Consider the following 26763-nt stretch of genomic DNA (forward strand, 5'->3'; position numbering starts at 1 on the left):
AAGTTCGCGCCCCTGTTGCCGATTCCCACTTGCTCCCCGCGGCTCATGCGACCGGTGGAGACGGAGAAGCAGAGCCATGCCACGGCGTCCGATCGACCCGGCCGAAATCACGGTCGGCCAACCCTTGCGATTCAATGCCTACGACGCCAGGGGCAAGCTGCTGATGCCGCTGGGCCAGGTGATCGGCTCGGACGCGCAACTTGAAAAACTGCTCGAGCACGGCCTGTTCTACGGCTCCGAAGAGGAATGCCGCGGACCGTTCCTGCCGCCGGCACCCTCGCCGCTGGCGCTGGTGCTCGAGGCGCGCGAACAACTGCAGGCGTTGCTCGCCGATCCGGCACCGGCGGATTTCCCCGCCACGGTGGCCGGGATCGCCGAGCGGGTGTGCGAGGCCTGCCGACGCAACCCGGAGGTGGCGCTGGCGAGCATCCTGCTGCGCCCCGAGGGCCCCTACGGGACGCGCCATGCGGTCAACGCCGCGATAGCCTGCCAGCTCACCGGTACCGCCATGGGACTGGAACCCTCCGAACTGGCGGCGACCGTGTCCGCCGCGCTGACCATGAACATCGGCATGTTCGAGCTGCACGACCAGCTGGTCGCGCTGGAAGGCCCGTTGTCCGACCAACAGCACCTGGCGGTGCGCGCGCACTGCCGGCTCGGCGTGGCGCGGCTGCGCGACCACGGCATCGCCAGCGCCGCGTGGCTCAACGCCGTGCGCGACCACCACGAGCGCGCCGACGGCAGCGGCTACCCCGGCGGCAAGATCGGCGAGGAGATCGGCCGGCCGGCACGCCTGCTGGCGCTGGCGGATGTCTATTGTGCGCGGGTCTCCGGCCGCGACTACCGCCCGCCGCTGCAGCCGACGCTGGCGCTGCGCTGGTTGTTCCTCAACGAGGGCGCCGCGCTCGACGAGCGGCTGGCGCGGACGTTCATCAAGACGCTGGGCATCTACCCGCCCGGCACCGGGGTGCGCCTGCGCAACGGTTCGCTCGCGGTGGTGATCCAGCGCGGCGCGGCCAGCCACCAGCCGGTGGTCGCTTCGCTCACCACCCACGACGGGATTCGCGCGGGTTCCCCGATCCGCCGACGCGGCGATGTCGAGGCCCACGCCGTCAGCGAGGTGGTCGACCTGGCCGCACTCGACATCGAAGTGGACATGGAGGCGCTGTGGGGCGCCGACGCGCGCGCCTGACGGCCCGCTTTCCGCAGGAGCCCACTCGTGGGCGATGTTTTCTGGGGGATCGGGGCAAGGCATCGCCCGCGAGCGGGCTCCTACGAGAGCGCCCGGCGGACCTCACGCCTGGCCCAGCCGCGCCAGCAGGGCCCGCCGCAAGCGCTCCTGCTGCGCCTCGCCCAGCGGCGCGTCGTGGCGGTCGGTGAGCTGGAAGAAATCCTCCACGCGCTCGCCGAAGGTGGCGATGCGCGCGTCGTGCACGCGTACCTGCGCTTCCACCATCGCCTGCGCCACCGCAGCCAGCAGGCCGGGGCGATCGGTGCACACCAGCGCCAGCTGGGTGCGTCCGCCGGCGGCGTGGAAGGCGATGCGCGGGGTCATCTGGAAGTGCTTCAGCTGCCGCGAGGCACTGCGCCGCGCCGGATGCACCGGCACCGTCTGCGCCAGTGCGCGGGCCAGGCGCTGCTGCAGCTCGTCCGCCCGCGCCGGAGTCGCCGGCTGCTGCGTCTCGGCGTCCAGCAGCAGGAACGTGTCCTGCGCCATGCCGAGCGGCGAGACCAGCACGCGCGCCTCCAGGACCGAGAGGCGCAGGCGGTCCAGCATGGCCGTGACGGTGGCGAACAGGCCGTCGCGGTCGGGCGTGTAGACGAAAAGCTCCGTGGTGCCGCGTACCGACAGCGGGTGTACCGCGATCAGCGGCAGCGCGCCGTCGGCGCGCAGGATCGCGGCGGTCTGCCAGGCGATCTGCTCGGGCCGGTGGCGCAGGAAGCTCGCCTGCGGGAAACCGGCCCACACGCGCTCGACGGTCGCCGCCCCGAAGCCGTCCGCCTGCAGCAGCGGCAGCGCGTACTGCTGGCACTCGCGCACGCGGGTGGCCGCATCGCGCGGCAGATCCACGTCGCTGCGCAGCGCGTAGCGGGTGGCACTGTAGAGGTCGGCCAGCAGACGGTCCTTCCAGCCGTTCCACAGCCGTGGGCTGGTGCCGATGATGTCGGCGATGGTGAGCAGGTAGAGCTGGGCCAACTGCTCGCGGTTCTCCACCACCTGCGCGAAACGCGCGACCACCTCCGGATCGGTAATGTCCTGGCGCTGCGCGGTGACGCTCATCAGCAGGTGGTGGCGCACCAGCCACGCCACCCGCTCGACGTCGTTGGGCGGCAGGCCGAGCTTCGTGCAGAACGCGCGCGCTTCCTCTTCGCCCAGCACCGAATGGTCGCCGCCGCGGCCCTTGGCGATGTCGTGGAACAGCGCCGCCAGCAGCAGCACCTCGGGGGTGGGCAGCGTCGGCCAGATCTCGCGGGCGAGCGGGAATTCGGCCTGCGCCGCCGGGTCGGCAAAGCGCGCCACGTTGTGCAGCACGCGCAAGGTGTGCTCGTCGACCGTGTAGACGTGGAACAGGTCGTACTGCATGCGCCCGAACACGCGGCCGAACGCCGGCAGGATCGCCGCCAGCAGGCCGTGGCGGTTCATCCGCCACAGCGCGTCGACCGCGCGCGCGCCCTGGCGCAGCAGGCGCAGGAAGGCGGCCAGCACCTGGCGGTCGTCGGCCAGCGCACCGTCGAGCTGCGCGGTGGCCTGGTGGATGCGGCGCATGGTGTCGGCGGTGAAGCCGACGATGCCCGGTTCGTCCAGGCGCGCGCTGAAGGCCTCGACCAGCGCGGCGGGACGGCGCATGAACACCTCCGGGTCGCGCGCGGCCAGGCGCGTGCCGTAGCGCAGGAAGTCCTCACCGACCGGCGCCGCCACCTGGGCCGGCTCGAGCATCTCCTCGAAGCGCTCGATGATCTGCACGCCCAGCCGTTCGATCTGGCTGGCGGCGCGGTAGTAGCCCTGCATGAACTGCTCGACGCCCAGGTTGGTGGCGTGCTCGTCGACGAAGCCCAGCCGCGCGGCAAGCGCGCGCTGGTAGTCGAACAGCAGCCGTTCCTCGGCGCGGCCGGCCTCCAGGTGCAGGGCGTAGCGGTAGCGGCGCAGGGTCGCCTCGGACTGCTCCAGCGTGGCGCACTCGGCCGGGTCGAGCAGGCCCTCGCCGACCATCGCCTCGAAGCCATCGGCATGCGCCAGGCGCTTGCCGAGCCAGCGCAGCGCGTCGAGCGTGCGCAGGCCGCCGGGGCCTTCCTTGATGTTCGGTTCCAGGTTGTAGGCGGTGTCGTCGTAGCGCGCGTGGCGGGCGTCGCGTTCGGCCAGGCGCACGGCCAGGTAAGCCGCCGGCGGCCAGAGCGCCGGATCGTCCACGATGGCCTGCAGCTCGGCGTCCATCGCCGGGTCGCCGGCCAGGCGCCGCGCGTCGAGCAGGCTGGTGAACACGCTGGCTTCCCGCGCGGCCAGCGTGCGGCACTGCTGCGGGTCACGCACGGCGTGGCCGACCTTGAGGCCCACGTCCCACAACGTCGCGTAGCATTGCTCCAGCGCGCGCAACCGGGCCGGCTGCGCCTCGCGCACCAGCGCCAGCAGGTCGACGTCGGAGTGGGGAAACAGCAGCCCTCGGCCAAAACCACCGACGGCGAACAACGCCGCACCCTCGACCTCGCCCAGGCAGGCGGTCCAGACATGGGCCACCACGCGCGCGACCGCCTCACCGCGGCGGCGTGCGAGCGCGCCGGCGTCGACACCATCTCGGAAGGCGGTGGTCAGGGAGCGATCGACGTCCTCGAGCAGCTGGCGCAGGGCGCGGCGTGCTTCCACCGACACGCCCGAGCGCGGCACGGCCGGCGGCAGGCGCGGCAGCGGGGGCAATGCGGCCATGGCCTGGGCGAGGTTCATCAGCTCATCCGCGATCTGGCTCCCTCGCCACCAACGGCTTCATTGTCGGTGGCGAGGGCTGGGGAGAGGGGGAGACTCTCGAGGCAAGGCGAAAGGCCTCCCCCTCTCCCCGACCCTCTCCCCCGAGCGGAGCCCGGGGGAGAGGGAGCAAAGCATCACGCATCCGGCCAGGGTGTCAGTATCTCGAACCCTTCGTCGGTCACCGCCACGGTGTGCTCCCACTGCGCGGAGAGCGAGTGGTCCTTGGTGACCACCGTCCAGCCGTCGGGCAGTTGCCGGGTATGCGGCTTGCCGGCATTGATCATCGGCTCGACCGTGAACGTCATGCCCTTCTTCAGTTCCACCCCGGTGTCGGGCTTGCCGTAGTGAAGCACCTGCGGTTCGTCGTGGTAGACCTTGCCGATGCCGTGGCCGCAGTACTCGCGCACCACCGAGAAGCCGGCCGCCTCGGCATGCTTCTGGATCGCGTGGCCGATGTCGCCCAGGTGCGCACCCGGGCGCACCTGCTCGATGCCGCGCATCATCGCCTCGTGGGTGGTTTCCACCAGGCGCCGGGCCAGCACCGATGGCGTGCCGACGAAATACATGCGGCTGGTGTCGCCGTGCCAGCCGTCCTTGATGACGGTGACGTCCAGATTGATGATGTCGCCTTCCTTGAGCACCTTGCCCGGCGTCGGGATCCCGTGGCAGATCACGTGGTTGACCGAGGTGCACAGCGTCTTGGGAAAGCCGTTGTAGCCGACGTTCGCCGGCACCGCCTTCTGCACCTTGACGATGTGCTCGTAGGCGATGCGGTCCAGGTCCTCGGTGGTGACGCCCGGCCTGACGTGCTCCTTGAGCAGCGCCAGCACTTCGGCCGCCAGCTTGCCGGCGACGCGCATGCCTTCGAGGTCCTGGGGAGATTTGAGGGTAATGGCCATGGAATCCGCTTTGGAGGAGGCGGCAGCGCCGGAGCCGGCAGCTTGCCGCGGAGCCGGCGCACCGGCTACAATTGCACGGTTTTGCAGGCCGTTGAAGTCCTTCGAGAAGGTCCGCGGCGCAAAACGAAACGGGATTGTAGCGCCCACGCGCCGCCAAGCCCAACCAACGCCACACACGCATCGGCACCGTCTTCGGGGTGCCGCGGTCCGTCTTCCGGCGGCCGCGGTCGAGGCCGGGGATGCGTGGAGGTCCCAACCCCCGGGCCGTTCCCTCGGCCCAACAATCAGGAATACCACCATGGCACAAGTCACCATGCGCCAGATGCTCGAAGCTGGCGTGCATTTCGGTCACCAGACCCGCTACTGGAACCCGAAGATGGCCCCGTACATCTTCGGCGCGCGCGGCAAGATCCACATCATCAACCTCGAGAAGACCCTGCCGCTGTTCACCGACGCGATGAACTTCCTGTCGGGCCTGGCGCAGAAGCGCGGCACCATCCTGTTCGTCGGCACCAAGCGCTCGGCCCGCGAGCCGCTGGCCGAAGAGGCCGCCCGCGCCGGCATGCCGTTCGTCACCGCCCGCTGGCTGGGTGGCATGCTGACCAACTTCCGCACCGTCAAGCAGTCGGTGGCGCGCCTGAAGGAGCTGGAAGCGGCCGAGACCGACGGCACCTTCGAGAAGCTGGTCAAGCACGAAGTGCTCTCGCTGCGCCGCGAGCGCGACAAGCTCGAGAATTCGCTCGGCGGCATCAAGAACATGAATCGCCTGCCCGACGCGCTGTTCGTGGTCGACATCGGCCACGAGGACATCGCCGTGCAGGAAGCCAAGAAGCTCGGCATCCCGGTCATCGCCGTCGTTGACACCAACTACAATCCCGAGCTGGTGGACTACGCCATCCCGGGCAACGACGACGCCATCCGCGCGATCCAGCTGTACGCCCGCGCCGCCGCCGACGCGATCCTGGAAGGCAAGGCTGCCGCCCCGGACGCGGCCCACGGCGACGCCAACGAATTCGTCGAGCTGGACGAGGAAGGCAACCCGGTCGCCAAGGACGAGCGCAAGGCCGCCCCGGCGCGTCGCGAGCGCGACAACCGTGGCCCGGCCAAGAAGGGCGCTGGCGCGCCGCGTCGTGACGGCGGCCGCGGCCGTGGCGGTCGCGAGCAGTCCGAAACCGCCGAGTAAGCCTTTCACGCTGCCGTGGCGGCCCGGCCGCCACGGCGCATCAAGATTCGAGGATTTCAGATGAGCAATATCTCCGCACAACTGGTCAAGGAGCTGCGCGAGCGCTCCGGCGCCGGCATGATGGAATGCAAGAAGGCGCTGGTCGAAAACAACGGTGACATCGACGTCGCCATGGAATGGCTGCGCAAGTCGGGCCTGGCCAAGGCCGACAAGAAGGCCAGCCGCGTGGCTGCCGAGGGCCGCGTGGTCACCGCGCAGGCCGACGGCAAGGCCGTGCTGGTCGAGGTCAACTGCGAGACCGACTTCGTCACCAAGAACCCCGACTTCGTGAAGTTCAGCGACACCGTCGCCGAGGTCGCGCTGAAGTCCGGCGCCGCCGACGTCGCCGCGCTCAATGCCGCCGCCTACCCGGGCGCCGGCAGCGTGGAAGAGGCCGCCAAGGGCCTGGTCGCCACCATCGGCGAGAAGATCGAAGTGCGCCGCATGGCGCGCGTCGAGACCACCGACGGCAAGATCGGCAGCTACGTCCACGGCGGCCGCATCGGCGTGCTGGTGGCGATCAAGGGTGGCTCCGAGGAGCTGGCCAAGGGCGTGGCGATGCACGTGGCGGCGATGAACCCGCCGTACGTGCGCGCCGAGGACGTGCCGGCCGACTTCATCGCCAAGGAAAAGGAAATCGCGCTGAGCCAGATGTCCGACAAGGACAAGGCCAAGCCGGCCGAGATCCTGGAGAAGATCATCTCCGGCAAGATCAACAAGATCGTCTCGGAAGTCACCCTGCTCGGTCAGGCCTACGTGCTGGACACCAACATGACCGTGGGCGACGCGCTGAAGAAAGAAGGCGCGGACGTGCAGCAGGTCGTGCGCCTGGCCGTGGGCGAAGGCATCGAGAAGGTGGAAGAGGACTTCCACGCCGAAGTGATGAAGCAGGCGGGCCTGGCGTAAGCGCCATCCCCTCCGGTTGAAAAGGAAAAGGCCGCGGGACACCGCGGCCTTTTTTTGTGCCCGCCCGTCGGAGGCGGCGATGGCTCAGCGCCGGGGTTGCAACAGATCCCAGCGATTGCCGTACAGGTCCTCGAACACCGCGACGGTACCGTAGGCCTCTTCGCGCGGTGTTTCGCAGAAGTGCACGCCCTTGGCGCGCATCGCCTCGTAGCTGGCCTGGAAGTCCCCGGTCTCCAGGAACAGGAAAACACGCCCGCCCGACTGGTTCCCCACCGCCTGCAATTGCCGCGCATCGGCGGCCTTCGCCAGCAGCAGGCGTGTCTCGCGCGCCCCGGGCGGCGCGACGATGACCCAGCGCTTGCCTCCGCCCTGCGGCGCATCCTCCATGAGCGTGAAGCCGAGGCAGCCGGTGAAGTACGCGATGGCCTCGTCGTAGTCCCGTACCAGCAGGGCGATGGCACCGAGGTGCATGTGATGAGCCTCCATGGGTCGGACAGGCGCGCAGGATGAACGATTCCGCCGGACCGCGCCTCCGCGCGCCTGACGGAGCATCGCCGCATCGCTACAATATGCCGGTTTACCCACAATCCGGAGACCCCATGAGCGACCAGCCCTCGTACCGCCGCATCCTGCTCAAGCTCTCCGGCGAAGCGCTGATGGGCGAAGCGGACTACGGTATCGACCCGAAGGTGATCGGCCGGCTGGCCAACGAGATCATCGAGGTGCGCAAGGCTGGCGTCGAAGTGGGCGTGGTGATCGGCGGCGGCAACATCTTCCGCGGCGCGGGCCTGGCCGCGGCCGGCATGGACCGGGTGACGGGCGACCACATGGGCATGCTCGCCACCGTCATGAACGCGCTGGCGATGGCCGATGCGATCGAGAAGCGTGGCGGCTACGCACGCGTGATGAGCGCGATCCAGATCCACGACGTGGCCGAGGATTTCATCCGCCGTCGCGCCATCCGCCACATCGAGAAGGGCCGCATCGCGCTGTTCGCGGCGGGCACCGGCAACCCGTTCTTCACCACCGACTCGGCCGCCGCGCTGCGCGCGGTGGAGATCGGCGCGGACCTGCTGCTCAAGGCCACCAAGGTCGACGGCGTGTACACCGCCGACCCGGCGCGAGACGCCAGCGCCACCCGCTACGACCGGCTGACCTACGACGAGGTCATCCAGCGCAACCTGCAGGTGATGGATACCGCCGCGATCGCGCTGTGCCGCGACCACGGCATGCCGCTGCGCATCTACGACATGACCGTGCCGGGGAACCTGATGCGGATCATGCAGGGCGGACAGGTCGGCACGCTGGTGACCGCCAGCTGATTTCCTGCGGCGCCCTCCCCGGCGCCACCGGCGAGGACGGGGCCATCGGGTACGGATCGGCATGACGGTCACGCGCAAGGCGTGGCCCTGCAAGGGGCGCGCGGCCGCGGGTCGCCGACATGTGCACGCTGCTATACTTGCCCGCTTCACGTAACGCCGGGTGACTCCCATGCTCAACGACATCAAGACCGATGCCCAGACCCGCATGGGCAAGAGCATCGACGCGCTCAAGCACGATCTGACCCGCCTGCGCACCGGCCGCGCCAGCACCGCGCTGGTGGACCACATCAAGGTGCCCTACTACGGCTCGGACATGCCGCTGAACCAGGTCGCCTCGGTATCACTGGCCGACGCCCGCTCGATCCAGATCTCGCCGTTCGAGAAAACCATGGTCGCACCGATCGAGAAGGCGATCATGGCCTCGGATATCGGCGTCACGCCGACCACCGCCGGCACCGTGATCCGGCTGAACATGCCGCCGCTGACCGAGGAGCGCCGCAAGGAGCTGGCCAAGCACGTGTCGCACGAGGGCGAGAACGCCAAGATCGCGATCCGCAACATCCGCCGCGATGCCATGCAGAAGGTCAAGGACCTGCTCAAGGACAAGCAGATCAGCGAGGACGACGAGCGCCGCGCCGACGACGAGATCCAGAAGCTGACCGACCGCTTCGTCAAGGAAGTCGATGCCGTGGTCAAGGCCAAGGAAGACGAGCTGATGGCGATTTGAGCGGCTTGCCGCTCATTGCCATGAATGTCCCGACGCGCTCCTGCTCTGCTCCCTCTCCCCTCCGGGGAGAGGGCTGGGGTGAAGGGTCGCTCTTGCGGGACACTCTCATCGAAGCTCCCACAAACGTTGCTCCCCGCGAGCCCCGGCCCCTCATCCGACCCTCCGGGCCACCTTCTCCCCGGAGGGGAGAAGGACTCATGAGCGTATGACCATTCCCCGCCACATCGCCATCGTGATGGACGGCAACGGCCGCTGGGCGAAGGCGCGCCTGCGCCCGCGCAGCTTCGGCCACAACGCCGGCCGCAAGGCGGTGCGCGAGGTGGTCGAGGGCTGCCTGCGCCAGGGCGTGGAAGCGCTCACGCTGTTCGCCTTTTCCAGCGAGAACTGGCGCCGCCCGGACGAGGAAGTGGGCGCACTGATGGAGCTGTTCCTGCGGGCACTGGACAAGGAGGTCGACGAACTGCACGAGCAAGGCGTGCGGCTGCGCTTCATCGGCGACCTCACCGCCTTCAACGCCCCATTGCGCAAGCGCATGGAACTTGCGATGGCGCGCACCGCGGACAACCTCAAGCTCGCGCTCAACGTGGCGGTCAACTACGGCGGCCGCTGGGACATCGTGCATGCGGCCCGCCAGGCGGCGATCGCGGTGGCGCAGGGCGAGCTGCGCGTGGAAGACATCGACGAGGCGTGCCTGGGCGGCTATACCTCCCTTGCCGAGCTGCCGCCGCTGGACCTGTTCATCCGCACCGGCGGCGAGGTGCGCGTGAGCAACTTCCTGCTCTGGCAGCTCGCCTACGCCGAGCTCTACTTCACCGACACCTTGTGGCCGGACTTCGACCAGGCTTGCCTGGCCCGCGCCATCGAGGACTTTGCCCGCCGCGAGCGCCGTTACGGCCGTACCGGCGAGCAGGTCGCCCCGTCCGTATGATCGGGCGATAAGCCGAGGACCCTCGATGCTGCTCCAACGCACCCTCACCGCCCTGCTGCTCGCGCCCCTGGCGATCCTGGTGATCCTTTTGCCGCCGGGCTGGACATGGCTGTTCGCGCTGGTGACGGTGGCGGCCTTCCTCGCCGGGCTGTGGGAGTGGACGCGCCTGTCCGGCCTGCGCAACCGGCCGGTGCGTGTCGTCCTGCTGGCGGTGGCGCTGGCAGTGTTCGTGCTGCTCTGGTGGCAGCGCGACGTGGTCCGCTGGCCAGCGCTGGTGATGGGTGCCGCCTGGTGGGCGTTGGCCTGCCTGTGGCTCAAACACTTCGCCTTCGCTGCCGCGCCTACGACGGAGAACCGCAATCTCAAGCTGGTCGCCGGCGCGCTGGTGCTCTTCCCGGCATTCATCGGCCTGCTGGCGATCCACGAGAGCGAACCGTACGGCCACTGGTGGACGCTGCTGACGCTGTTGATCGTATGGGCCGCCGACATCGGCGCCTATTTCAGCGGTCGCTTCCTGGGCAAGCGCAAGCTCGCCCCCAACATCAGCCCGGGCAAGACCTGGGCCGGCGTGGGTGGGGCGCTGGTCGCGGGCGCGCTGGTGGCCGTGGTCGGCGGCATGCTGCTTGGCGTCGAAGGCTGGCACCTGCTGGCGTTGGCGCTGCTGGCCGTTCTCACCGTGGCCGCCTCGGTGGTCGGCGACCTGATCGAAAGCCTGATGAAGCGCCACGCCCAGGTGAAGGATTCCGGCCGCATGTTCCCCGGCCATGGCGGCCTGCTCGACCGCATGGACAGCGTGTTCGCCGCGGTGCCGGTGTTCGCGCTGGGCAAATTGCTGCTGGGTCTATGAGTACCGTCGCACCCCGCCGGGTGGCCGTGCTGGGCGCCACCGGCTCGATCGGTGGCAGCACGCTGGACGTGATCGCCCGCCACCCGGACCGTTTCCGTGCCAGCGTGCTGGTGGCCAATCGCAACGTCGAGGCGTTGGTCGCGTTGTGCGTGGCGCACCGGCCGGAGCTGGCGATCGTGGCCGACCCGGCGATGGAAGGCGCGCTCGCCCGCCAGCTTGCCGCCGCCGGCCTGCGCTGCGAGGTGGCAAGCGGCGCCGGGGCGATCACGGCAGCCGCGTCCGGCCCGCTTTGCGACACCGTGGTCGCGGCCATCGTCGGAGCCGCCGGGCTGGAGTCGACCCTGGCAGCGGCCCGCGCCGGCAAGCGCCTGCTGCTGGCCAACAAGGAATCGATCGTGATGGCCGGCCCGTTGCTGCTGGCCGCGCTGCGCGAAGGTGGCGGCGAACTGGTGCCGGTCGACTCCGAGCACAACGCGATCTTCCAGTGCCTGCCCGGCGGTCGGCCCGAACTCGATGCGCACGGCGTGAGGCGGCTGATCCTGACCGCCTCGGGCGGCCCGTTCCGCGGCCGGACTCGCGCCGAGCTCGCCGCCGTCACGCCCGAGCAGGCCTGCAAGCACCCCAACTGGGTGATGGGCCGCAAGATCTCGGTCGATTCGGCCACGCTGATGAACAAGGGCCTGGAAGTGATCGAGGCGCACCACCTGTTCGGCGCCGAGCCCGGGCGCATCGAGGTGGTGGTGCACCCGCAGAGCATGATCCATTCAATGGTCGAGTACGCCGACGGCTCGGTGCTGGCCCAGCTGGGCAACCCGGACATGCGCACGGCGATCGCCCACGCGCTGGCCTGGCCCGAGCGCATCGAGGCGGGGGTGGCGCCGCTGGACCTGGCCGCCTGCGCCCCGCTGGCCTTCGAAAAGCCGGACCTGGGTACCTTCCGCTGCCTGGCGCTGGCCTTCGCGGCGCTGCGCGAAGGCGGCGATGCCCCGGCGATCCTCAATGCGGCCAACGAGGTCGCGGTGGAGGCCTTCCTCGCCGGTGCGCTGCCGTTCCTGGCGATCGCCGACCTGGTCGAAGGCGTGCTTGCGGAACTGCCGGCACAGCCCGTGGTCGATGTCCAGACGCTGCGCGAACGCGACGCGCAGGCACGTTCAGCGGCCCGGCGGAAGTTGCGCACGGCTTGCTGATAAGCTCGGACTCGAAAAGAAATCCCCAGGCTTTTTCCAGATGAACCCCTTCTTCGGCTCGGTATTCTGGTTGCTGGTCACGCTCGGCGTGCTGGTGACCTTCCATGAGTTCGGCCACTACTGGGTCGCGCGCCGCTGCGGCGTCAAGGTGCTGCGCTTCTCGGTCGGCTTCGGCCGGGCGATCTGGAAGCGCATCGGCCGCGACGGCACCGAGTATCAGGTCGCGATGATCCCGCTCGGTGGCTACGTGAAGATGCTCGATGCGCGCGAGGGTGACGTCGACCCGGCGCTGCGCGACGTGGAGTTCACCAGCAAGAGCGTGTGGAAGCGCATCGCCATCGTCGTCGCCGGCCCGGGCTTCAACCTGATCTTCGCGGTGGCCGCGCTGTGGCTGATGTTCATGCTGGGCCGCCCCGACGCCGCGCCGGTGGTGACCGCCACGCCCGGCAGCATGGCCGCCACCGCCGGCATCCAGTCCGGCGACCGCCTGCTGCGCGTGGATGGCGAACCGGTGGCCACCATGAGCGACGCGATGGACGACATCGCCACCGCCCTGCTCGGCCGCGAACCCCTGCCGCTGGTGGTGCGCGGGCGCGACGGCAGCCAGCGCGACGTGGTGCTGCCGCTGCAGGAACTGCCGGCCGGGCGCAGCATCGACAAGTATTTCGACACGCTGGGCCTCAAGCTCGCGCCACCGCCGGCGGTCGCCGCCACGGTGATGCCCGGCCAGCCGGCCGCGCAGGCCGGGATGCAATCGGGCGATGTGCTGCTGGCGGTCAACGGCAAGCCCGTGGCCGATTTCGACGCCTTCGCCGGGGCGGTCCGCGATGCCGCCGCGCAGTCGCCCGGTCTGGACGTCACGGTGCGTCGCGGCCAGCAGACCCTGCACCTGCCGGTGGTCGCCCGCTACGAGTCGCTGCAGGGCCAGCCCGCACGCTGGTCGGTCGGCGTCGGCGCGCTTCCCGGCGAGAGTGCGATGCGCCGCTACGGCCCGGTCCAGGCGCTGGGGGCGGCGCTGAAGTCCACCTGGGACAGCACCCGCCAGACCTTCACCATGATCGGCAAGATGGTCAGCGGCGACGCCTCCACCAGGAACCTTTCCGGCGTGATCGGCATCGCCCAGGTCGCCAACCAGTCGGCCCAGATGGGCCTGCCGTGGTTCCTCAATTTCCTGGCGCTGGTCTCGCTGAGCCTGGCGATCCTCAACCTGTTGCCGATCCCCGTCTTGGACGGCGGTCACCTGCTGTATTACCTTATCGAGTTGGTCAAAGGCAGCCCGGTAAGCGAGCGGACCCAGATGATCGGCCAGTACATCGGCCTGGTCCTGCTGTTCACGCTGATGGGGCTGGCGTTCTACAACGACATACACCGCACCCTGCTTTCGTGACGCGCGCGCCCTGCCCCGAGGCTATCGGCCCCGCCGTGGCAGCCACGCCAGCCACGGCGCGCGGGCGGGGTCCGGAAGGGGCTTCGGCCTCCTTCCTTCAGAACATGCTGGAACGGCCTCGCGGCCGGCCGTCGGAATAACCCACCGGAATCGACGATGAAGCGTCTCGCCGCCTTGCTACTGCTTGCCTCCCTCTCCGCCAACGCCCTGGCGTTCGAGCCGTTCGTCGTCTCCGACATCCGCATCGATGGCCTCAACCGCATCTCCGCCGGCACGGTCTACAACTACCTGCCGGTCAACAAGGGCGACCGCCTGACCGACGAGGAGGCCGCCCGCGCGATCCGTGCCCTCTACGACACCAAGTTCTTCAGCGACGTGGAACTCGCGCGCGAAGGCAACATCCTGGTGATCAAGGTGGTCGAGCGCCCGTCCATCGCCAAGCTCACCCTGCGCGGCAACAAGGACATCAAGGAAGAGGACCTGCGCAAGGGCCTGAAGGAAATCGGCCTGTCCGAGGGCGAGACCTTCGACCGCCTGTCGCTGGACCGCGTGCAGCAGGAGCTGATCCGCCAGTACTACAACCGCGGCAAGTACAACGTCTCGGTCGACCCGCACGTGACCCGGCTGGACCGCAACCGCGTGGCGATCGACATCGAGATCCGCGAGGGCAAGGCCGCGCGCATCAAGCAGCTGAACATCGTCGGCAATACCGCCTTCACGGACAAGGACATCCGCGACGACTTCGAGTCGGACACCACCAACTGGATGTCCTGGTATTCCAAGGACGACCAGTATTCCCGCGAGAAGCTTTCCGGCGACCTGGAAAAGCTGCAGTCCTACTACATGGACCGCGGCTACGCCGACTTCGGCGTGGATTCGACCCAGGTCACCATCGCGCCGGACAAGCGCGCGATGTACATCGCCGCCAGCATCAAGGAAGGCGAGGTCTACACCGTCTCCGACGTGCACCTGCTCGGCGAGCTGATCCTGCCCGAGGACGTGCTGCGCAAGCTGGTGTTCGTCAAGAAGGGCGACACCTTCAACCGCGCCCGGGTCGAGGCGACCTCCGACGCGATCAAGGGCATCCTGGCCAACATCGGCTATGCCTACGCCAAGGTCACACCGGTGCCCAAGCTGGACAAGGACAAGCGCACCGTCGACATGACCTTCTTCATCGAGCCGGGCCAGCGCGTGTACGTGCGCCGGGTCGTGTTCCAGGGCAATACCCGCACCGAGGACGACGTGCTGCGCCGCGAGATGCGCCAGCTCGAGGGGACGGTGTACTCGCAGGCCGCGGTGGACCGCTCGAAGATCCGCCTGCAGCGGCTGGGCTACTTCAAGAAGGTCGACATCGACAAGCAGCGCGTGCCCGGCACGCAGGATGCGGTCGACGTCACCGTGAAGGTGGAGGAGCAGTCCGCCGGCAGCCTGATGTTCGGCGTCGGCTACTCGCAGTACTCGGGGATGATCCTCAACGCTTCGGTGTCGCAGAACAATTTCCTGGGTACCGGCGACAGCTTCAGCGTGGGCGCCGAGCACAGCTCCTACTATTCGCGCATCACCGCCAGCTACTACAACCCGTACCTGACCGACAACAACGTCGGCATCGGCTACAGCGCGACCTATTCGAAGACCGACTACGGCAACACCGACTTCGCCAACTACGAGAACAGCACCAAGGCCTTCTCCACCTACCTGGGCATTCCGATCAGCGAAACCGATGGCCTGCGCGTGGGCCTGGGGCTGTCCAGCAACAAGATCAACACCTACCCCGGCATCACCCCGCAGGTGCTGGTGGATTACCAGAACGCCATCGGCAACCGGACCGTGCACACCTGGACCGGCACGCTGGGCTGGAGCCACGACACCCGCAACGGCTACTGGGCGCCCACCCGCGGCGGCCTGCTCTCGGCCAGCACCGAAGTGGCGCTGCCCGGCTCGACCGTGCAGTACTGGAAGTTCATGGGCGAGGCCAACCACTACTGGCCGGTCGGCGGCGGCTTCGTGCTGTACCTGGACGGCCAGGTCGGCTACGGCGACAGCTACGGCAACCAGACCTACAGCCGCAGCTTCGGCGGCTTCGAGGCCGGCCAGCCGTACGACTTCCCGTTCTGGGAGAATTTCTACTCCGGCGGCGTGCGCGACGTGCGTGGCTTCCAGGACAACACCCTGGGCCCGAAGGTGTGCATCGGCGCGTCCGGTGCGTCCAGCACGCCCAACGCCAACGGCACCTGCAGCACCGGCTACTACCAGTACGCCCAGCCGATCGGCGGCGCCTTCAAGGTGCTGGGCACGGCGCAGGTGTTCATCCCGCTGCCGTTCCTCAAGGACATCAACACGGCGCGCGTGTCCGCTTTCGTCGACGTCGGCAACGCCTTCCGCAACTACCAGGCCTTCCAGGCCAGCGACTTGCGCGCCTCGGCCGGTATCGCCCTGCAGTGGCAGGCGCCGATCGGCCCGCTGATCATCAACTTCGCCGTGCCGATCCGCTCCAAGCCGGAGGATCGCCACTACGAGGAGCGCATCCAGTTCACCTTCGGCAGCCAGTTCTGACCCGGGGACGATGACTCCACCCAGGACGCGGCCTCAAGGGCCGCGTCTTTGTTTGCTTCCCGCAGGAGCACTCCCTGCGCGGAACAGCCACCGTGCCGGGTCAGGCACAGGCGCCACCAGAACCACCGGTCGCGCCGGGAGTCGTGCCTCCCCCCGCCCCTCGCCTACAATGCCCTGCCCCAAAAGGAGCGCGCATGAGCGAACAAAACTACACGGTGGCCGAGCTGGCCGAACGGTCCGGCTTCGCGTTCCGCGGTGACGGCGCGCGGCGGATCGTCGGTGTGGGGACGCTCGCTTCGGCGCGGCCGGACCAGCTGAGCTTCCTTTCCAACAGCAAATACACCGCCCAGCTGAAGGCCACCCGGGCGGGCGTGGTGGTGCTGCGCGAGGAACATCTGGAAGACTGTCCCACCACGGCGCTCGTTGCCAGCGACCCCTACGTCGCCTACGCGAAGATCGCCACGCTGTTCGAACGCATGCCGGCCGCGCCTCGCGGCATCCATCCGAGCGCGGTCGTCGCCACCGGCGCGAAAGTGAGCGCAAGCGCCAGCATCGGTCCGCACTGCGTGATCGAGGACGGCGCGGTGATCGAGGACGGCGCGATCCTCGGCCCCCACTGCATGATCGGGCCGGACTGCAGCGTCGGCGCGCAATCGCGCCTGGTCGCGCGGGTCACCCTGGTCACGCGGGTGGCGCTGGGCAAGCGCGTGCTGGTGCATCCGGGCGCGGTGATCGGCTCGGACGGCTTCGGCCTGGCCTTCGAGCGGGACCACTGGGTCAAGATTCCGCAGCTCGGCGGCGTGCGCATCGGCGACGACTGCGAGATCGGCGCGAACACCACGATCGACCGTGGCGCACTGGAGGACACCGTGCTGGAAGAAGACGTGCGGCTGGACAACCAGATACAGATCGCCCACAACGTGCATATCGGCGCGCACACGGCCATGGCCGGCTGCGCTGCGGTCGCCGGGAGCGCGCGGATCGGCCGCTACTGCCAGATCGGCGGCAATGCCGGCGTGCTGGGCCATCTGGAGCTGGCCGACCGGGTTACCATTACCGCCAAGAGCCTGGTCACGCATTCGATCCGCGAACCGGGCGAATATTCCTCGGGCGTGCCGCTGCAGGACAACCGCCAGTGGCGCAAGAACGCCGCCCGCTTCAAGCACCTGGATGAGTACGCGCGCCGCCTGTCGGCGCTGGAGAAGGACAGTAACGATGAGTGATACCCCCGCGACGTGGGCCCTGCCGGTCAACGTGGAGCAGATCCAGCAACTGCTGCCGCACCGCTATCCGTTCCTGCTGGTCGACCGCGTGATCGAACTGGTGCCGGACACGAGCGTGGTGGCGCTGAAGAACGTGACGATCAACGAGCACTTCTTCCTGGGCCACTTCCCGGGCCACCCGGTGATGCCGGGCGTGCTGATCGTCGAGGCGATGGCCCAGGCCGCCGGCCTGCTCACGCAGATCTCCAGCCGCATGAAGGGTGACCAGGGCAGCCCGCTGTTCTATCTGGCCAAGGTCGACAACGCCCGCTTCAATGCGCCCGTGGTGCCCGGCGACCAGCTGCGGCTGGAGGTCTCGCTCAAGCGCCTGATGCGCGGCATGGGCCTGTTCGTCGCCCGCTCGCTGGTCGAAGGCAAGGAGGTGGCCAGCTGCGAACTGATGTGCGCCGCGAGGTCCGACAAATGATCCACCCCACCGCGCAGATCGATCCCGGCGCCGTCATCGGCAGGAACGTCACCGTTGGCGCCTACAGCGTGATCGGTGCGGAGGTGGAGATCGGCGAGGGCACGGTGATCGGGCCGCACGTGGTGATCGAGGGGCCTACCAGGATTGGCCGCGACAATCGCATCAGCCAGTTCGCATCGATCGGCGGCGCGGCGCAGGACAAGAAGTTCTCCGGCGAGCGCACCGAACTGGTGATCGGCGATCGCAACCTGATCCGCGAGTTCGTCACCATCAACCGCGGCACCGGCGAGGGCGGCGGCATCACCCGCATCGGCGACGACAACTGGCTGCTCGCCTACGTGCACATCGCGCACGACTGCAAGGTCGGCAATCGCGTGGTGTTTTCCAATTACTCGGCACTGGCCGGCCACGTGGAGATCGGCGACTGGGTGATCGTCTCCGGCTACGCCGGCGTGCACCAGTTCTGCAAGGTCGGTGCGCACGCCTTCATCGGCATGGGCTGCCTGGTCGGTTCGGACGTCCCGCCGTTCGTGATGATGGCCAACGAACAGCACGGCCGCCCGCGCGGCATCAACAGCGAGGGCCTGAAGCGGCGCGGCTTCGACGCACCACGCATTTCGGCGATCAAGCGCGCCTATCGCACGCTGTACATGGCCGGGCTGTCGCTGCCCGAGGCGCGCACGCAACTGGAAACCCAGGCGCGGGACAGCGAGGACGTGCGCGAGATGCTGGCGTTCCTGGACCGCAGCGAGCGCTCGCTGGCCCGTTGAGGTCGCCAGGTCGCGCTCGGCTCCGCTCTGCGGGACGAAGGCCGGGCCGCGCCTCCGGTGACCGTCGCCGCCCTCGCGCTACACTCCCGCTCCATGAGTTCTTCCCCCCTCATCGCACTCATCGCCGGCGAAGACTCCGGCGACCAGCTCGGTGCCGAGCTGATCGCCGCGCTGCGCCAGCGCTACCCGGAGGCCCGCTTCGTGGGCATCGGCGGCGAGCGCATGCAGCGCGAGGGGTTCGAGTCCTGGTACGACATCCGCGAGCTGTCGGTGATGGGCTTTGCCGAAGTGGTCCGGCACCTGCCGCGCCTGCTACGGCTGCGCAAGGCGTTGCTCGGGCGCCTGCTCGAGGCCCGCCCGGACGTGGTGGTCGGCATCGACGCGCCGGATTTCAACCTGGACGTGGAACGCCGCCTGCGCCAGGCCGGACTGCGCACCGTGCATTACGTCAGCCCCTCGGTCTGGGCCTGGCGCGAGAAGCGCGCGGAGAAGATCGGTGCGAGCGCCGACCGCGTGCTTTGCCTGTTCCCGATGGAACCCCCGATCTACCAGCGCCACGGCATCGATGCCCGCTTCGTCGGTCACCCGCTGGCCGACCGCTTCGCGCTGGTGTCCGACCGCGTGGGCGCACGCGACGCCCTGCAACTGCCGCAGGACGCGCCGGTGCTGGCCGTGCTGCCCGGCAGCCGGCCCTCGGAGATCGACCGGCTGGGCGCCATCTTCATCGATGCTGCCCGTCGGGTCAGCGCGGCCCTGCCCGGTCTGCGCATCGTGCTCCCCGCGGCCAACGCACAGGTGCACGCGCGACTGAAGGCGCTGCTCGCGAAAGGCCCGCGCGACGAGAGTGCGCCGCTGCTGATCGAAGGGCACGCACACGAGGCCATGCTGGCCGCCGACGTGGTGCTGCTCGCCTCCGGCACCGCGACGCTGGAGGCCATGCTGGCCAAGCGCCCGATGGTGGTCGGCTACCGCGTGTCGCCGTGGAGCTACCGCATCGCCCGCGCCTTCAACATGCTCAAGACGGACGTGTACGCCTTGCCCAACATCCTGGCGCGCGCCTGCGGGCTGGGCCCGGACAAGCTGGTTCCCGAACTGATGCAGGACGACTGCACCGCCGCGAATCTTGCCGACGTCACGCTGGCGCTGTTCGCCGACAGCGAGCGGCGCGGGCATGTCGTCGCGGCATTCGAACAGTTGCACCGTGCCTTGCGCGGGGGCGAGGAAGGTGGCGCCGGCGAGCGCGCGGCCGCCGCCGTGGCCGAGTTGCTGGAGGCTCCCCGTGCGGCCTGACGATTTCGACGAAGCCGCTGCTGTGCTCCCTCTCCCCTCCGGGGAGAGGGCTGGGGTGAGGGGACGCTCTGGCGATGATGTAGCTACAAAGCGTGCTCCGATAGAACTTCCCGCAAGCCTTGTCCCCTCACCTCAATCCTCTCCCCGGAGGGGAGAGGAGGCCAACGTGCGATGCAACGTCGCCCGACCAGACCAGTCCGCAGTTGAACATACCAAGGCCTCATCGAAATCGGTGCGTTTAGTGGCCGGCGTCGACGAGGCCGGCCGCGGCCCCCTCGCCGGACCGCTGGCGGTGGCGGCCGTCATCCTCAATCCCCGCCACCGGATCGATGGCCTGGACGACTCCAAGAAACTGACCGAAGCCCGCCGCGAAGCGCTCTACGCACAGATCGTCCAGCGCGCGCTGGCCTGGCACGTGGTGCTGGTCGAGGTCGAAGAGATCGACCGCATCAACATCTTCCAGGCCACCATGGCCGGCATGTGCCGCGCCGTGGCCGGCCTGAAGGTCGCCGCCCACGAAGCCTGGGTCGACGGCAACCAGTTGCCCAGGGAGCTGCCCTGCCCCGGCAAGGCCATCGTCGGGGGCGACGCGCTGAAGCCGGCGATCAGCGCGGCCTCCATCATCGCCAAGGTCACCCGCGACCGCCTGATGTGCGCGCTGGACGCGCACCACCCCGGCTACGGCTTCGCCAGCCACAAGGGCTACTCCACCCCCGAGCACCTGGCCGCGCTCAGGCAGCTCGGCCCCTGCCCCCTGCACCGCCGCAGTTTCGCGCCGGTGAAGCTGCTGTTCGACCAGGGCAGCCTGTTCTGACTCACGATGGCCGTGACACGCCGGGGGGCGTGCCATTCGCCGGGGGAGAACCGCATGCTACGCAAGATCGTCCTGGCCCTGGCCCTGGCCGGGCTGGCGCTGGCCGTGGGTGCCCATGCGGACGTCAGGCCGGGGGAGCCTGCACCGCCCGCGCCCGGTTCGGACCTGCGCGGGCACGTCCTCGACGTGCCGTCGCTGCACGGCAAGGTCGTCGTGCTCAGCTTCCGGGCGACCTGGTGCGGCTACTGCATGAAGGAGATGCCGGTACTGGCCAGCCTGCAGAACGTGGCCGACCAGAAGCACCTGCCGCTGCAGGTGGTACTGATCAACTATCAGGAGGACATCGACGTCTTCCGCCACACCAGCGGCGTGTTGCACAGGCAGGCGCCGGGCGTGCTGGCGACCTGGGACCGGCATGGCGAGATCGGCAGGCCCTACGGCGCCGACCGGGGTATCCCCGTGATGGTCATGCTGCGCGCGGACGGCTCGGTGGCGCACGTGCACGTGGGCTATGGCGAGGACATGCTCGACAGCCTGCTTGCCGAAATCAACGCGCTGCTGCAGGAACCGAAGCTGGCTTCGAAGGGCTCCTGACCGCCGCCGGCGCCGGCGCCTCGGCACCCGGTCCATGCCATCGGAAAATAGGCCACAGGTCTATGCAACTTTCCACGCAAGTGGAGCATCCTATGGTCATGGAAAGACGGCCAGCCAGCCTCTTCCAGCGTTCGCACGGACGCCGTGTCCTCCACCGCGGAAGCCCCTCCGCAGGAGTCGTGCCATGTTGTCGCGCTTCTTCCATGTGCGCTCTGCACTCAAACCATTCGCCGCCCCATCGGCGCGTCCCACCGTCGAGCCCGACGACACCCGCGCGCGCGACGCCGCCGCGTATCGCCACGTCGACTATGACCGGCACCCGCTGGAGACCCGCGGTTTCGACCACTACGTCGAGTGGAACGAGGACGACGAGCGGTTCCTCGTCCACTGAGCGCGACCGCGAGCTCTGCCTCGCTGTCAAGCTTGTGGGAAGCGGGCGCCGCGGCGTAGCCTTCACGGACTAACCCGGGGATGCTCCCGAGTCCTTGATGTCCGCTCCCTTCGTCCACTTCCACCTGCACAGCGAGTACTCGCTGGTCGACTCGACCATCCGCATCAAGGCGCTGGTCGATGCCTGCGTGCGCGAGGGTATGCCGGCGGTGGCGCTCACCGACGACAGCAACATGTTCGCGCTGGTGAAGTTCTACAAGGCGTGCAGCGCTGCGGGCATCAAGCCGATCGGCGGCTGCGACCTGTGGATCGGCTCGCCGGACGATCCGCGCCCGTGGCGGCTGACCCTGGTCTGCCAGGATCGCGAGGGCTACCTCAACCTGTCGCGCCTGGTGTCGCGCGCCTGGCGCGACGGCCAGCACGGCGGCAGGGCGCTGGTCGAGGCGAACTGGCTGACTCCGCAGAGCACGGCGGGACTGATCGCGCTGCTTGGACGCGAGAGCGAAGTCGGCCGCGTCGCGATGAGCCAGGGCGTGGACGCCGGCTCGGCGCGGCTGCAGCCGCTGGCGCGGCTCTTCCCCGACCGCCTCTACCTTGAGCTGACCCGTTGCGGCCGCGAGGGCGAGGAGGCCTGGAATACCGCCGCGCTGGCGCTGGGTGAGGTGCTGGACCTGCCGCTCATCGCCAGCAACGACGTGCGGTTCCTCAAGCAGGACGACTTCGAGGCGCATGAGGCGCGTGTCTGCATCAACCAGGGGCGCGTGCTGGCCGATCCCAAGCGCCCGCGCGACTACTCCGACCAGCAGTACCTGAAGTCGCCCCGGCAGATGGCGGAGCTGTTCGCCGACCTGCCCGAGGCGCTGGAGAACACGGTCGAGCTGGCCAGGCGCTGCAATCTGGAGCTGAAGTTCGGCACCTATTACCTGCCCGACTTCCCGGTACCCGAGGGCTATGACCTCGACAGCTACATCCGCGACACCGCCCGCGCGGGCCTGAAAGAGCGCCTGGCCACCAACCCGCTGGCACCCGGCCATACGCTGGCCGACTACGAGACCCGGCTGGAGCGCGAGCTCGACGTCATCATCGAGATGGGCTTTCCCGGCTACTTCCTGATCGTGGCCGACTTCATCAACTGGGGTAAGCAGAACGGCATTCCGGTCGGCCCGGGCCGTGGTTCGGGCGCGGGTTCGCTGGTCGCGTGGGTGCTCAAGATCACCGACCTGGACCCGCTGCAGTTCGACCTGCTGTTCGAGCGCTTCCTCAACCCCGAACGCGTGTCGATGCCGGACTTCGACATCGACTTCTGCATGGACCGGCGCGACGAGGTCATCGATTACGTCGCGCGCAAGTACGGCCGCGAGCACGTCAGCCAGATCATCACCTACGGCTCGATGGCGGCCAAGGCGGTGCTGCGCGATTCCGGCCGCGTGCTCGGCATGGGTTACAACGCGGTCGACAAGATTGCCAAGCTGATCCCGCCGCGCCCGCTCGACCTCACGCTCTCCGACGCGCTCGGCCGCTCGGAGAAATCGAAGAAGGAGCCCGACCGCGTCGTCAGGGACTTCTGCGAGCTGTACGAGCAGGACGAGGAAGCGCACACGCTGGTCGACCTGGCGCTCAAGCTGGAGAACCTCACCCGCAACGTCGGCAAGCACGCCGGTGGCGTGGTGATCGGGCCCAAGCCGCTGACCGAGTTCGCGCCGATGTACTGCGAGCCGGGCGGCGGCGGCATGGTCACCCAGTACGACAAGGACGACGTCGAAGCGGTCGGCCTGGTGAAGTTCGACTTCCTGGGCCTGCGCACGCTCACCATCATCGACTGGGCGGTGAAGGCGATCAACGCGCGCCGCGCACAAGCCGGCGAAGTGCCGCTGGACATCGGCGCGCTGCCGCTGGACGACGCGCCGACCTACGAGCTGCTCAAGCGCGCGCAGACGGTGGCGGTGTTCCAGCTCGAATCCTCCGGCATGCAGCGCATGCTCAAAGATGCCAGGCCCGACCGCTTCGGCGACATCGTCGCGCTGGTGGCGCTGTACCGGCCCGGCCCGATGGACCTCATTCCCAGCTTCGTGGCGCGCAAGCACGGCCGCGAAGACGTGGAGTACCCCGACCCGCGCGTCGAGCCGATCCTGAAAGAGACCTACGGCATCATGGTCTACCAGGAGCAGGTGATGCAGATGGCGCAGATCGTCGGCGGCTACACGCTCGGCGGCGCCGACCTGCTGCGCCGCGCGATGGGCAAGAAGAAAGTCGAGGAGATGGTCAAGCACCGCGCGACCTTCCGCGAGGGTGCGGCCAGGGACGGGCTCCCGGGCGACAAGGCCGACGCCATCTTCGACCTGATGGAGAAGTTCGCCGGCTACGGCTTCAACAAGTCGCACGCGGCCGCCTACGCGCTGGTGTCCTACCAGACCGCGTGGCTCAAGGCGCACTACCCGGCCGAGTTCATGGCCGCGACGATCTCCTCGGACATGGACAACACCGACAAGGCGGTGACGTTCCTGGACGAGTCGCGCGCGATCGGCCTGACCATCCTGCCGCCGGACGTGAACGCCTCGGACTTCATGTTCGTGGCGGTGGAGCCCAGGGTCATCCGCTACGGCCTCGGTGCGATCAAGGGCGTCGGCCAGGGTGCCTGCGAGTCGATCGTCGAGGAGCGGTTGCGTGGCGGCCCCTACAAGGACCTCGGCGACTTCTGCCGTCGGGTCGACTCGAGCAAGCTCAACCGTCGCGTGCTCGAAGCGCTGATCCTGTCCGGCAGCCTGGATGCCCTGGCCCCGAACCGCGCCAGCCTGATGCTGCAGTTGCCCGACGCGATCAAGGCCGCCGAGCAGCACCTGCGCGACAAGCAGTCCGGCCAGAACGACATGTTCGGCGCGCTGATGGGCAGCAGCACGCCAGCGGTGCAGATCGAGTTGCCGACCGCGCCCGAGTGGCCGCTGGAGCAGAAACTGCAGGGCGAGCGCGACACGCTCGGTCACTACCTTTCCGGCCACCCCACCGACCCGTGGCGCGAGGAACTGGCGCAGCTCTCCACCTGCCCGCTGGGCGAGATCGGCGAGCGCTACCAGCCGCCGCGTCCGCGCAAGAACGACGGCGAGGAGAACCGCTTCCGGCGCGGCCCGGACACGCCCTGGACGGTGGCCGGCATGGTCACCGCCGTGCGCAAGCGTGGCGACAGCGATGCCTTTGTCCGGCTGGAAGACGGCACCGGCATCATCGAGGTGAGCTTCTTCGGCGAGCTCTACCAGCAGGTCGCGCCGCTGCTCACCCGCGACGAAATGCTCGTCGTCGACGGCGGCCTGCGTATCGATGAATTCTCGGGCGGCGGCTTCCAGCTGCGGGCCCGTGGCGCCATGACGCTGGCCGACGCCTGCCGCCGCCACGCGCGAGCGCTCCGGGTCAAGCTCAACGGCATCGGCCCCGGCTTCGAACAGGAGCTCAAGCAGACGCTCGCCGGCTACCGCGGCGGCCGCGCCACGGTGATCCTGCACGGCTACCACAACCGTCACGCCCAGGCCGACCTGGAGCTGGGCGAGCAATGGCGTGTGGAAGCCATCCCCGACCTGCTGCGCGCGCTGCGTGCGCTGTCGTGGGTGGAAGCGGCCAGGCTCCGGATCGTCAAGTCCGACGCCTGACATGAAGCCCCTCTCCATCCGGGAGAGGGCTTGGGAGAGGGAACCAGGAAGCTCACCCGTTCGACCTGAGCGTAGGCCCGAAGGGCCGAAGTCGACGGGCTGCCCCGGCGCGAACGGACCTTCGACTCCGCTCCGCTACGCTCAGGGCGAACGGTGGTTGCCATACGCCCGCGTTCCCGCCTTTGCACCCACCCCGGCTATACTGCCCAGCTCAGCGTCCCGAACCGCCCGCGAATGAACCCTAACTTCCTCGATTTCGAACAACCGCTCGCCGAACTGGAAGCGAAGATCGAAGAACTGCGCCACGCCAGCCATGGCCAGGCCTTCAACATCGACGAGGAAGTCGCGCGCCTGCGCGAGAAGCTCAAGATCAAGACCGCGGAGATCTTCCGCAACCTCAACTCGTGGCAGGTCACCCAGCTCTCGCGCCATCCGGCGCGACCCTACACGCTCGACTACATCGGCGTGATCTGCGAGGAGTTCCAGGAACTTGCGGGCGACCGCGCCTTCGCCGACGACGCCGCCATCGTCGGCGGCCTGGGCCGTATCAACGGCCGGCCGGTCATGATCATCGGCCACCAGAAGGGCCGCGACACCAAGACCAAGGTGCGTCGGAACTTCGGCATGCCGCGCCCGGAGGGCTACCGCAAGGCGCTGCGCCTGATGAAGATGGCCGAGCGCTTCGGCCTGCCGCTGCTGACCTTCATCGACACCCCCGGAGCCTATCCGGGCGTGGGTGCCGAGGAGCGCGGCCAGAGCGAGGCGATCGCCCGCAACCTGCTGGAGATGGCCGACCTGAAGACCCCGATCGTCTGCACGGTGATCGGCGAGGGCGGCTCCGGCGGCGCGCTGGCGATCGGCGTGGGCGACCGGGTGAACATGCTGCAGTACTCGACCTACTCGGTGATCTCGCCCGAAGGTTGCGCCTCGATCCTCTGGAAGAGCCAGGACAAGGCGCGCGACGCCGCCGAAGCGCTTGGCATGACCGCGCCGCGCCTGCACGAGCTCGGCCTGGTCGACAAAGTGGTCCGCGAGCCGCTGGGCGGCGCCCACCGCAACCCGCGCTCGATGGCGGTCCGTCTCAAGGCCGTGCTGATGAACCAGCTCGACGAGCTCGAAGCCATCGCCGCACCGGACCTGCTGGAGCAGCGTTACAGGCGCCTGCGCGGCTACGGCGCCTACGCGGAATAAGCCCCTGGCGGCGCGCGCGGCTTCGCCCACGCGAACACCCGCGCGCCGGAGGGCCATGATCGAGCGCCAGCGCCGTTTCCATGTCGGCGTGGCAGGCCTGCACGAAGGCCCGCGGCCGGCGTTCCGCTCCGGCTCGCGCGGGCACTGCCTCCACGCCGGCGAAACCGACGTGCTGCACCTGACGACCGCCGGCCGCGGTGATGCCTCCCCTGCCTCGACCGGCCGCCTCAACCACCTGGCCTTCGCCTGCGCCGACCTTGCCGCCACCCGCGCGCGCATGGATGCGGCCGGGCTGGCCTAGCAGGTCGACGAACTCGGCGACCCGGCCCAGGTGCAGCTGTTCCTCAGCGATCCCTGCGGTCTGAACATCGAACTCAACTTCTCCCGCTGAACCTGCAGGAGCGCACCCGTGCGCGACCCGCAGGCGTCCGGTCGCGCACAGGTGCGCTCC

Annotated in this window: 23 protein-coding genes; 20 read left to right on the plus strand and 3 right to left on the minus strand. The window is 68.9% G+C overall.

What is annotated here, in order from left to right:
• Window positions 1–76: 76 nt before the first annotated feature.
• Window positions 77–1192, plus strand: a complete 1116-nt coding sequence (locus tag LQ771_RS11355) for an HD-GYP domain-containing protein (protein ID WP_231349523.1) — start codon at window positions 77–79, stop codon at window positions 1190–1192.
• A 102-nt stretch (window positions 1193–1294) separates the two neighbouring features.
• Here the strand turns inward: LQ771_RS11355 and glnD are convergent, their stop codons facing one another.
• Window positions 1295–3937: a [protein-PII] uridylyltransferase gene (gene glnD, locus LQ771_RS11360; protein WP_231349524.1), complete on the minus strand. Its 2643-nt coding sequence runs from the start codon at window positions 3935–3937 to the stop codon at window positions 1295–1297.
• A 155-nt stretch (window positions 3938–4092) separates the two neighbouring features.
• A complete protein-coding gene (gene map / locus LQ771_RS11365; RefSeq protein WP_231349525.1) occupies window positions 4093–4857 on the minus strand; it encodes a type I methionyl aminopeptidase in 765 nt (254 codons plus the stop codon).
• A gap of 298 nt (window positions 4858–5155) precedes the next feature.
• Between map and rpsB the strand changes: the two genes are divergently transcribed.
• Both rpsB and tsf read left to right on the plus strand, forming a co-directional pair.
• Entirely contained in the window at window positions 5156–6040 is an 885-nt protein-coding gene (gene rpsB, locus LQ771_RS11370; RefSeq protein WP_231349526.1) for a 30S ribosomal protein S2, read from the plus strand.
• Between the two features lie 60 nt (window positions 6041–6100).
• Complete coding sequence (gene tsf / locus LQ771_RS11375; RefSeq protein WP_231349527.1) at window positions 6101–6985, plus strand: translation elongation factor Ts; 885 nt, start codon at window positions 6101–6103, stop codon at window positions 6983–6985.
• A gap of 84 nt (window positions 6986–7069) precedes the next feature.
• On the opposite strand, the gene LQ771_RS11380 is transcribed toward tsf, so the two are convergent.
• Complete coding sequence (locus LQ771_RS11380; protein ID WP_231349528.1) at window positions 7070–7456, minus strand: VOC family protein; 387 nt, start codon at window positions 7454–7456, stop codon at window positions 7070–7072.
• A 128-nt stretch (window positions 7457–7584) separates the two neighbouring features.
• On the opposite strand from LQ771_RS11380, the gene pyrH reads away from it, so the two are divergent.
• The 17 genes from pyrH (at window position 7585) to LQ771_RS11465 (ending at window position 26613) form a co-directional block, all read left to right on the plus strand.
• Window positions 7585–8307 carry a UMP kinase gene (gene pyrH, locus LQ771_RS11385; protein WP_231349529.1) on the plus strand — a complete coding sequence of 241 codons (723 nt, stop codon included), beginning with the start codon at window positions 7585–7587 and terminating at the stop codon, window positions 8305–8307.
• Between the two features lie 169 nt (window positions 8308–8476).
• Window positions 8477–9034: a ribosome recycling factor gene (gene frr, locus LQ771_RS11390; RefSeq protein WP_231349530.1), complete on the plus strand. Its 558-nt coding sequence runs from the start codon at window positions 8477–8479 to the stop codon at window positions 9032–9034.
• Window positions 9035–9239: 205 nt separating this feature from the next.
• Window positions 9240–9962, plus strand: coding sequence for a polyprenyl diphosphate synthase (gene uppS / locus LQ771_RS11395; RefSeq protein ID WP_231349531.1), 723 nt, complete (start codon window positions 9240–9242; stop codon window positions 9960–9962).
• A gap of 25 nt (window positions 9963–9987) precedes the next feature.
• Window positions 9988–10809, plus strand: coding sequence for a phosphatidate cytidylyltransferase (locus tag LQ771_RS11400; RefSeq protein ID WP_231349532.1), 822 nt, complete (start codon window positions 9988–9990; stop codon window positions 10807–10809).
• Entirely contained in the window at window positions 10806–11996 is a 1191-nt protein-coding gene (locus LQ771_RS11405) for a 1-deoxy-D-xylulose-5-phosphate reductoisomerase (protein WP_231349533.1), read from the plus strand. The genes LQ771_RS11400 and LQ771_RS11405 overlap by 4 nt, the downstream gene beginning before the upstream one ends.
• A 40-nt stretch (window positions 11997–12036) precedes the next feature.
• Window positions 12037–13383, plus strand: coding sequence for an RIP metalloprotease RseP (gene rseP / locus LQ771_RS11410; RefSeq protein WP_231349534.1), 1347 nt, complete (start codon window positions 12037–12039; stop codon window positions 13381–13383).
• A gap of 156 nt (window positions 13384–13539) precedes the next feature.
• A complete protein-coding gene (gene bamA, locus LQ771_RS11415) occupies window positions 13540–15936 on the plus strand; it encodes an outer membrane protein assembly factor BamA (protein ID WP_231349535.1) in 2397 nt (798 codons plus the stop codon).
• Window positions 15937–16130: 194 nt separating this feature from the next.
• Complete coding sequence (gene lpxD / locus LQ771_RS11420; protein WP_231349536.1) at window positions 16131–17159, plus strand: UDP-3-O-(3-hydroxymyristoyl)glucosamine N-acyltransferase; 1029 nt, start codon at window positions 16131–16133, stop codon at window positions 17157–17159.
• A complete protein-coding gene (gene fabZ / locus LQ771_RS11425; protein ID WP_231349537.1) occupies window positions 17152–17625 on the plus strand; it encodes a 3-hydroxyacyl-ACP dehydratase FabZ in 474 nt (157 codons plus the stop codon). Before lpxD ends, fabZ begins: the two co-directional genes overlap by 8 nt.
• A complete protein-coding gene (lpxA, locus tag LQ771_RS11430) occupies window positions 17622–18395 on the plus strand; it encodes an acyl-ACP--UDP-N-acetylglucosamine O-acyltransferase (RefSeq protein WP_231349538.1) in 774 nt (257 codons plus the stop codon). Before fabZ ends, lpxA begins: the two co-directional genes overlap by 4 nt.
• Before the next feature lie 93 nt (window positions 18396–18488).
• Window positions 18489–19685, plus strand: a complete 1197-nt coding sequence (gene lpxB, locus LQ771_RS11435; protein ID WP_231349539.1) for a lipid-A-disaccharide synthase — start codon at window positions 18489–18491, stop codon at window positions 19683–19685.
• 232 nt (window positions 19686–19917) lie between these two features.
• Complete coding sequence (gene rnhB / locus LQ771_RS11440; RefSeq protein ID WP_231349540.1) at window positions 19918–20499, plus strand: ribonuclease HII; 582 nt, start codon at window positions 19918–19920, stop codon at window positions 20497–20499.
• A 54-nt stretch (window positions 20500–20553) separates the two neighbouring features.
• Window positions 20554–21093, plus strand: coding sequence for a TlpA family protein disulfide reductase (locus LQ771_RS11445; RefSeq protein ID WP_231349541.1), 540 nt, complete (start codon window positions 20554–20556; stop codon window positions 21091–21093).
• Between the two features lie 184 nt (window positions 21094–21277).
• Window positions 21278–21484, plus strand: coding sequence for a hypothetical protein (locus LQ771_RS11450; protein ID WP_231349542.1), 207 nt, complete (start codon window positions 21278–21280; stop codon window positions 21482–21484).
• 94 nt (window positions 21485–21578) lie between these two features.
• Window positions 21579–25121 carry a DNA polymerase III subunit alpha gene (gene dnaE, locus LQ771_RS11455; RefSeq protein ID WP_231349543.1) on the plus strand — a complete coding sequence of 1181 codons (3543 nt, stop codon included), beginning with the start codon at window positions 21579–21581 and terminating at the stop codon, window positions 25119–25121.
• A 234-nt stretch (window positions 25122–25355) separates the two neighbouring features.
• Window positions 25356–26312 carry an acetyl-CoA carboxylase carboxyltransferase subunit alpha gene (locus LQ771_RS11460; protein WP_231349544.1) on the plus strand — a complete coding sequence of 319 codons (957 nt, stop codon included), beginning with the start codon at window positions 25356–25358 and terminating at the stop codon, window positions 26310–26312.
• A 55-nt stretch (window positions 26313–26367) separates the two neighbouring features.
• Entirely contained in the window at window positions 26368–26613 is a 246-nt protein-coding gene (locus LQ771_RS11465; protein WP_231349545.1) for a VOC family protein, read from the plus strand.
• The last annotated feature ends 150 nt before the right edge of the window (window positions 26614–26763 follow it).

It is taken from the genome of Frateuria soli, from assembly GCF_021117385.1.
Taxonomy (GTDB): Bacteria; Pseudomonadota; Gammaproteobacteria; order Xanthomonadales; family Rhodanobacteraceae; genus Frateuria_A; species Frateuria_A soli.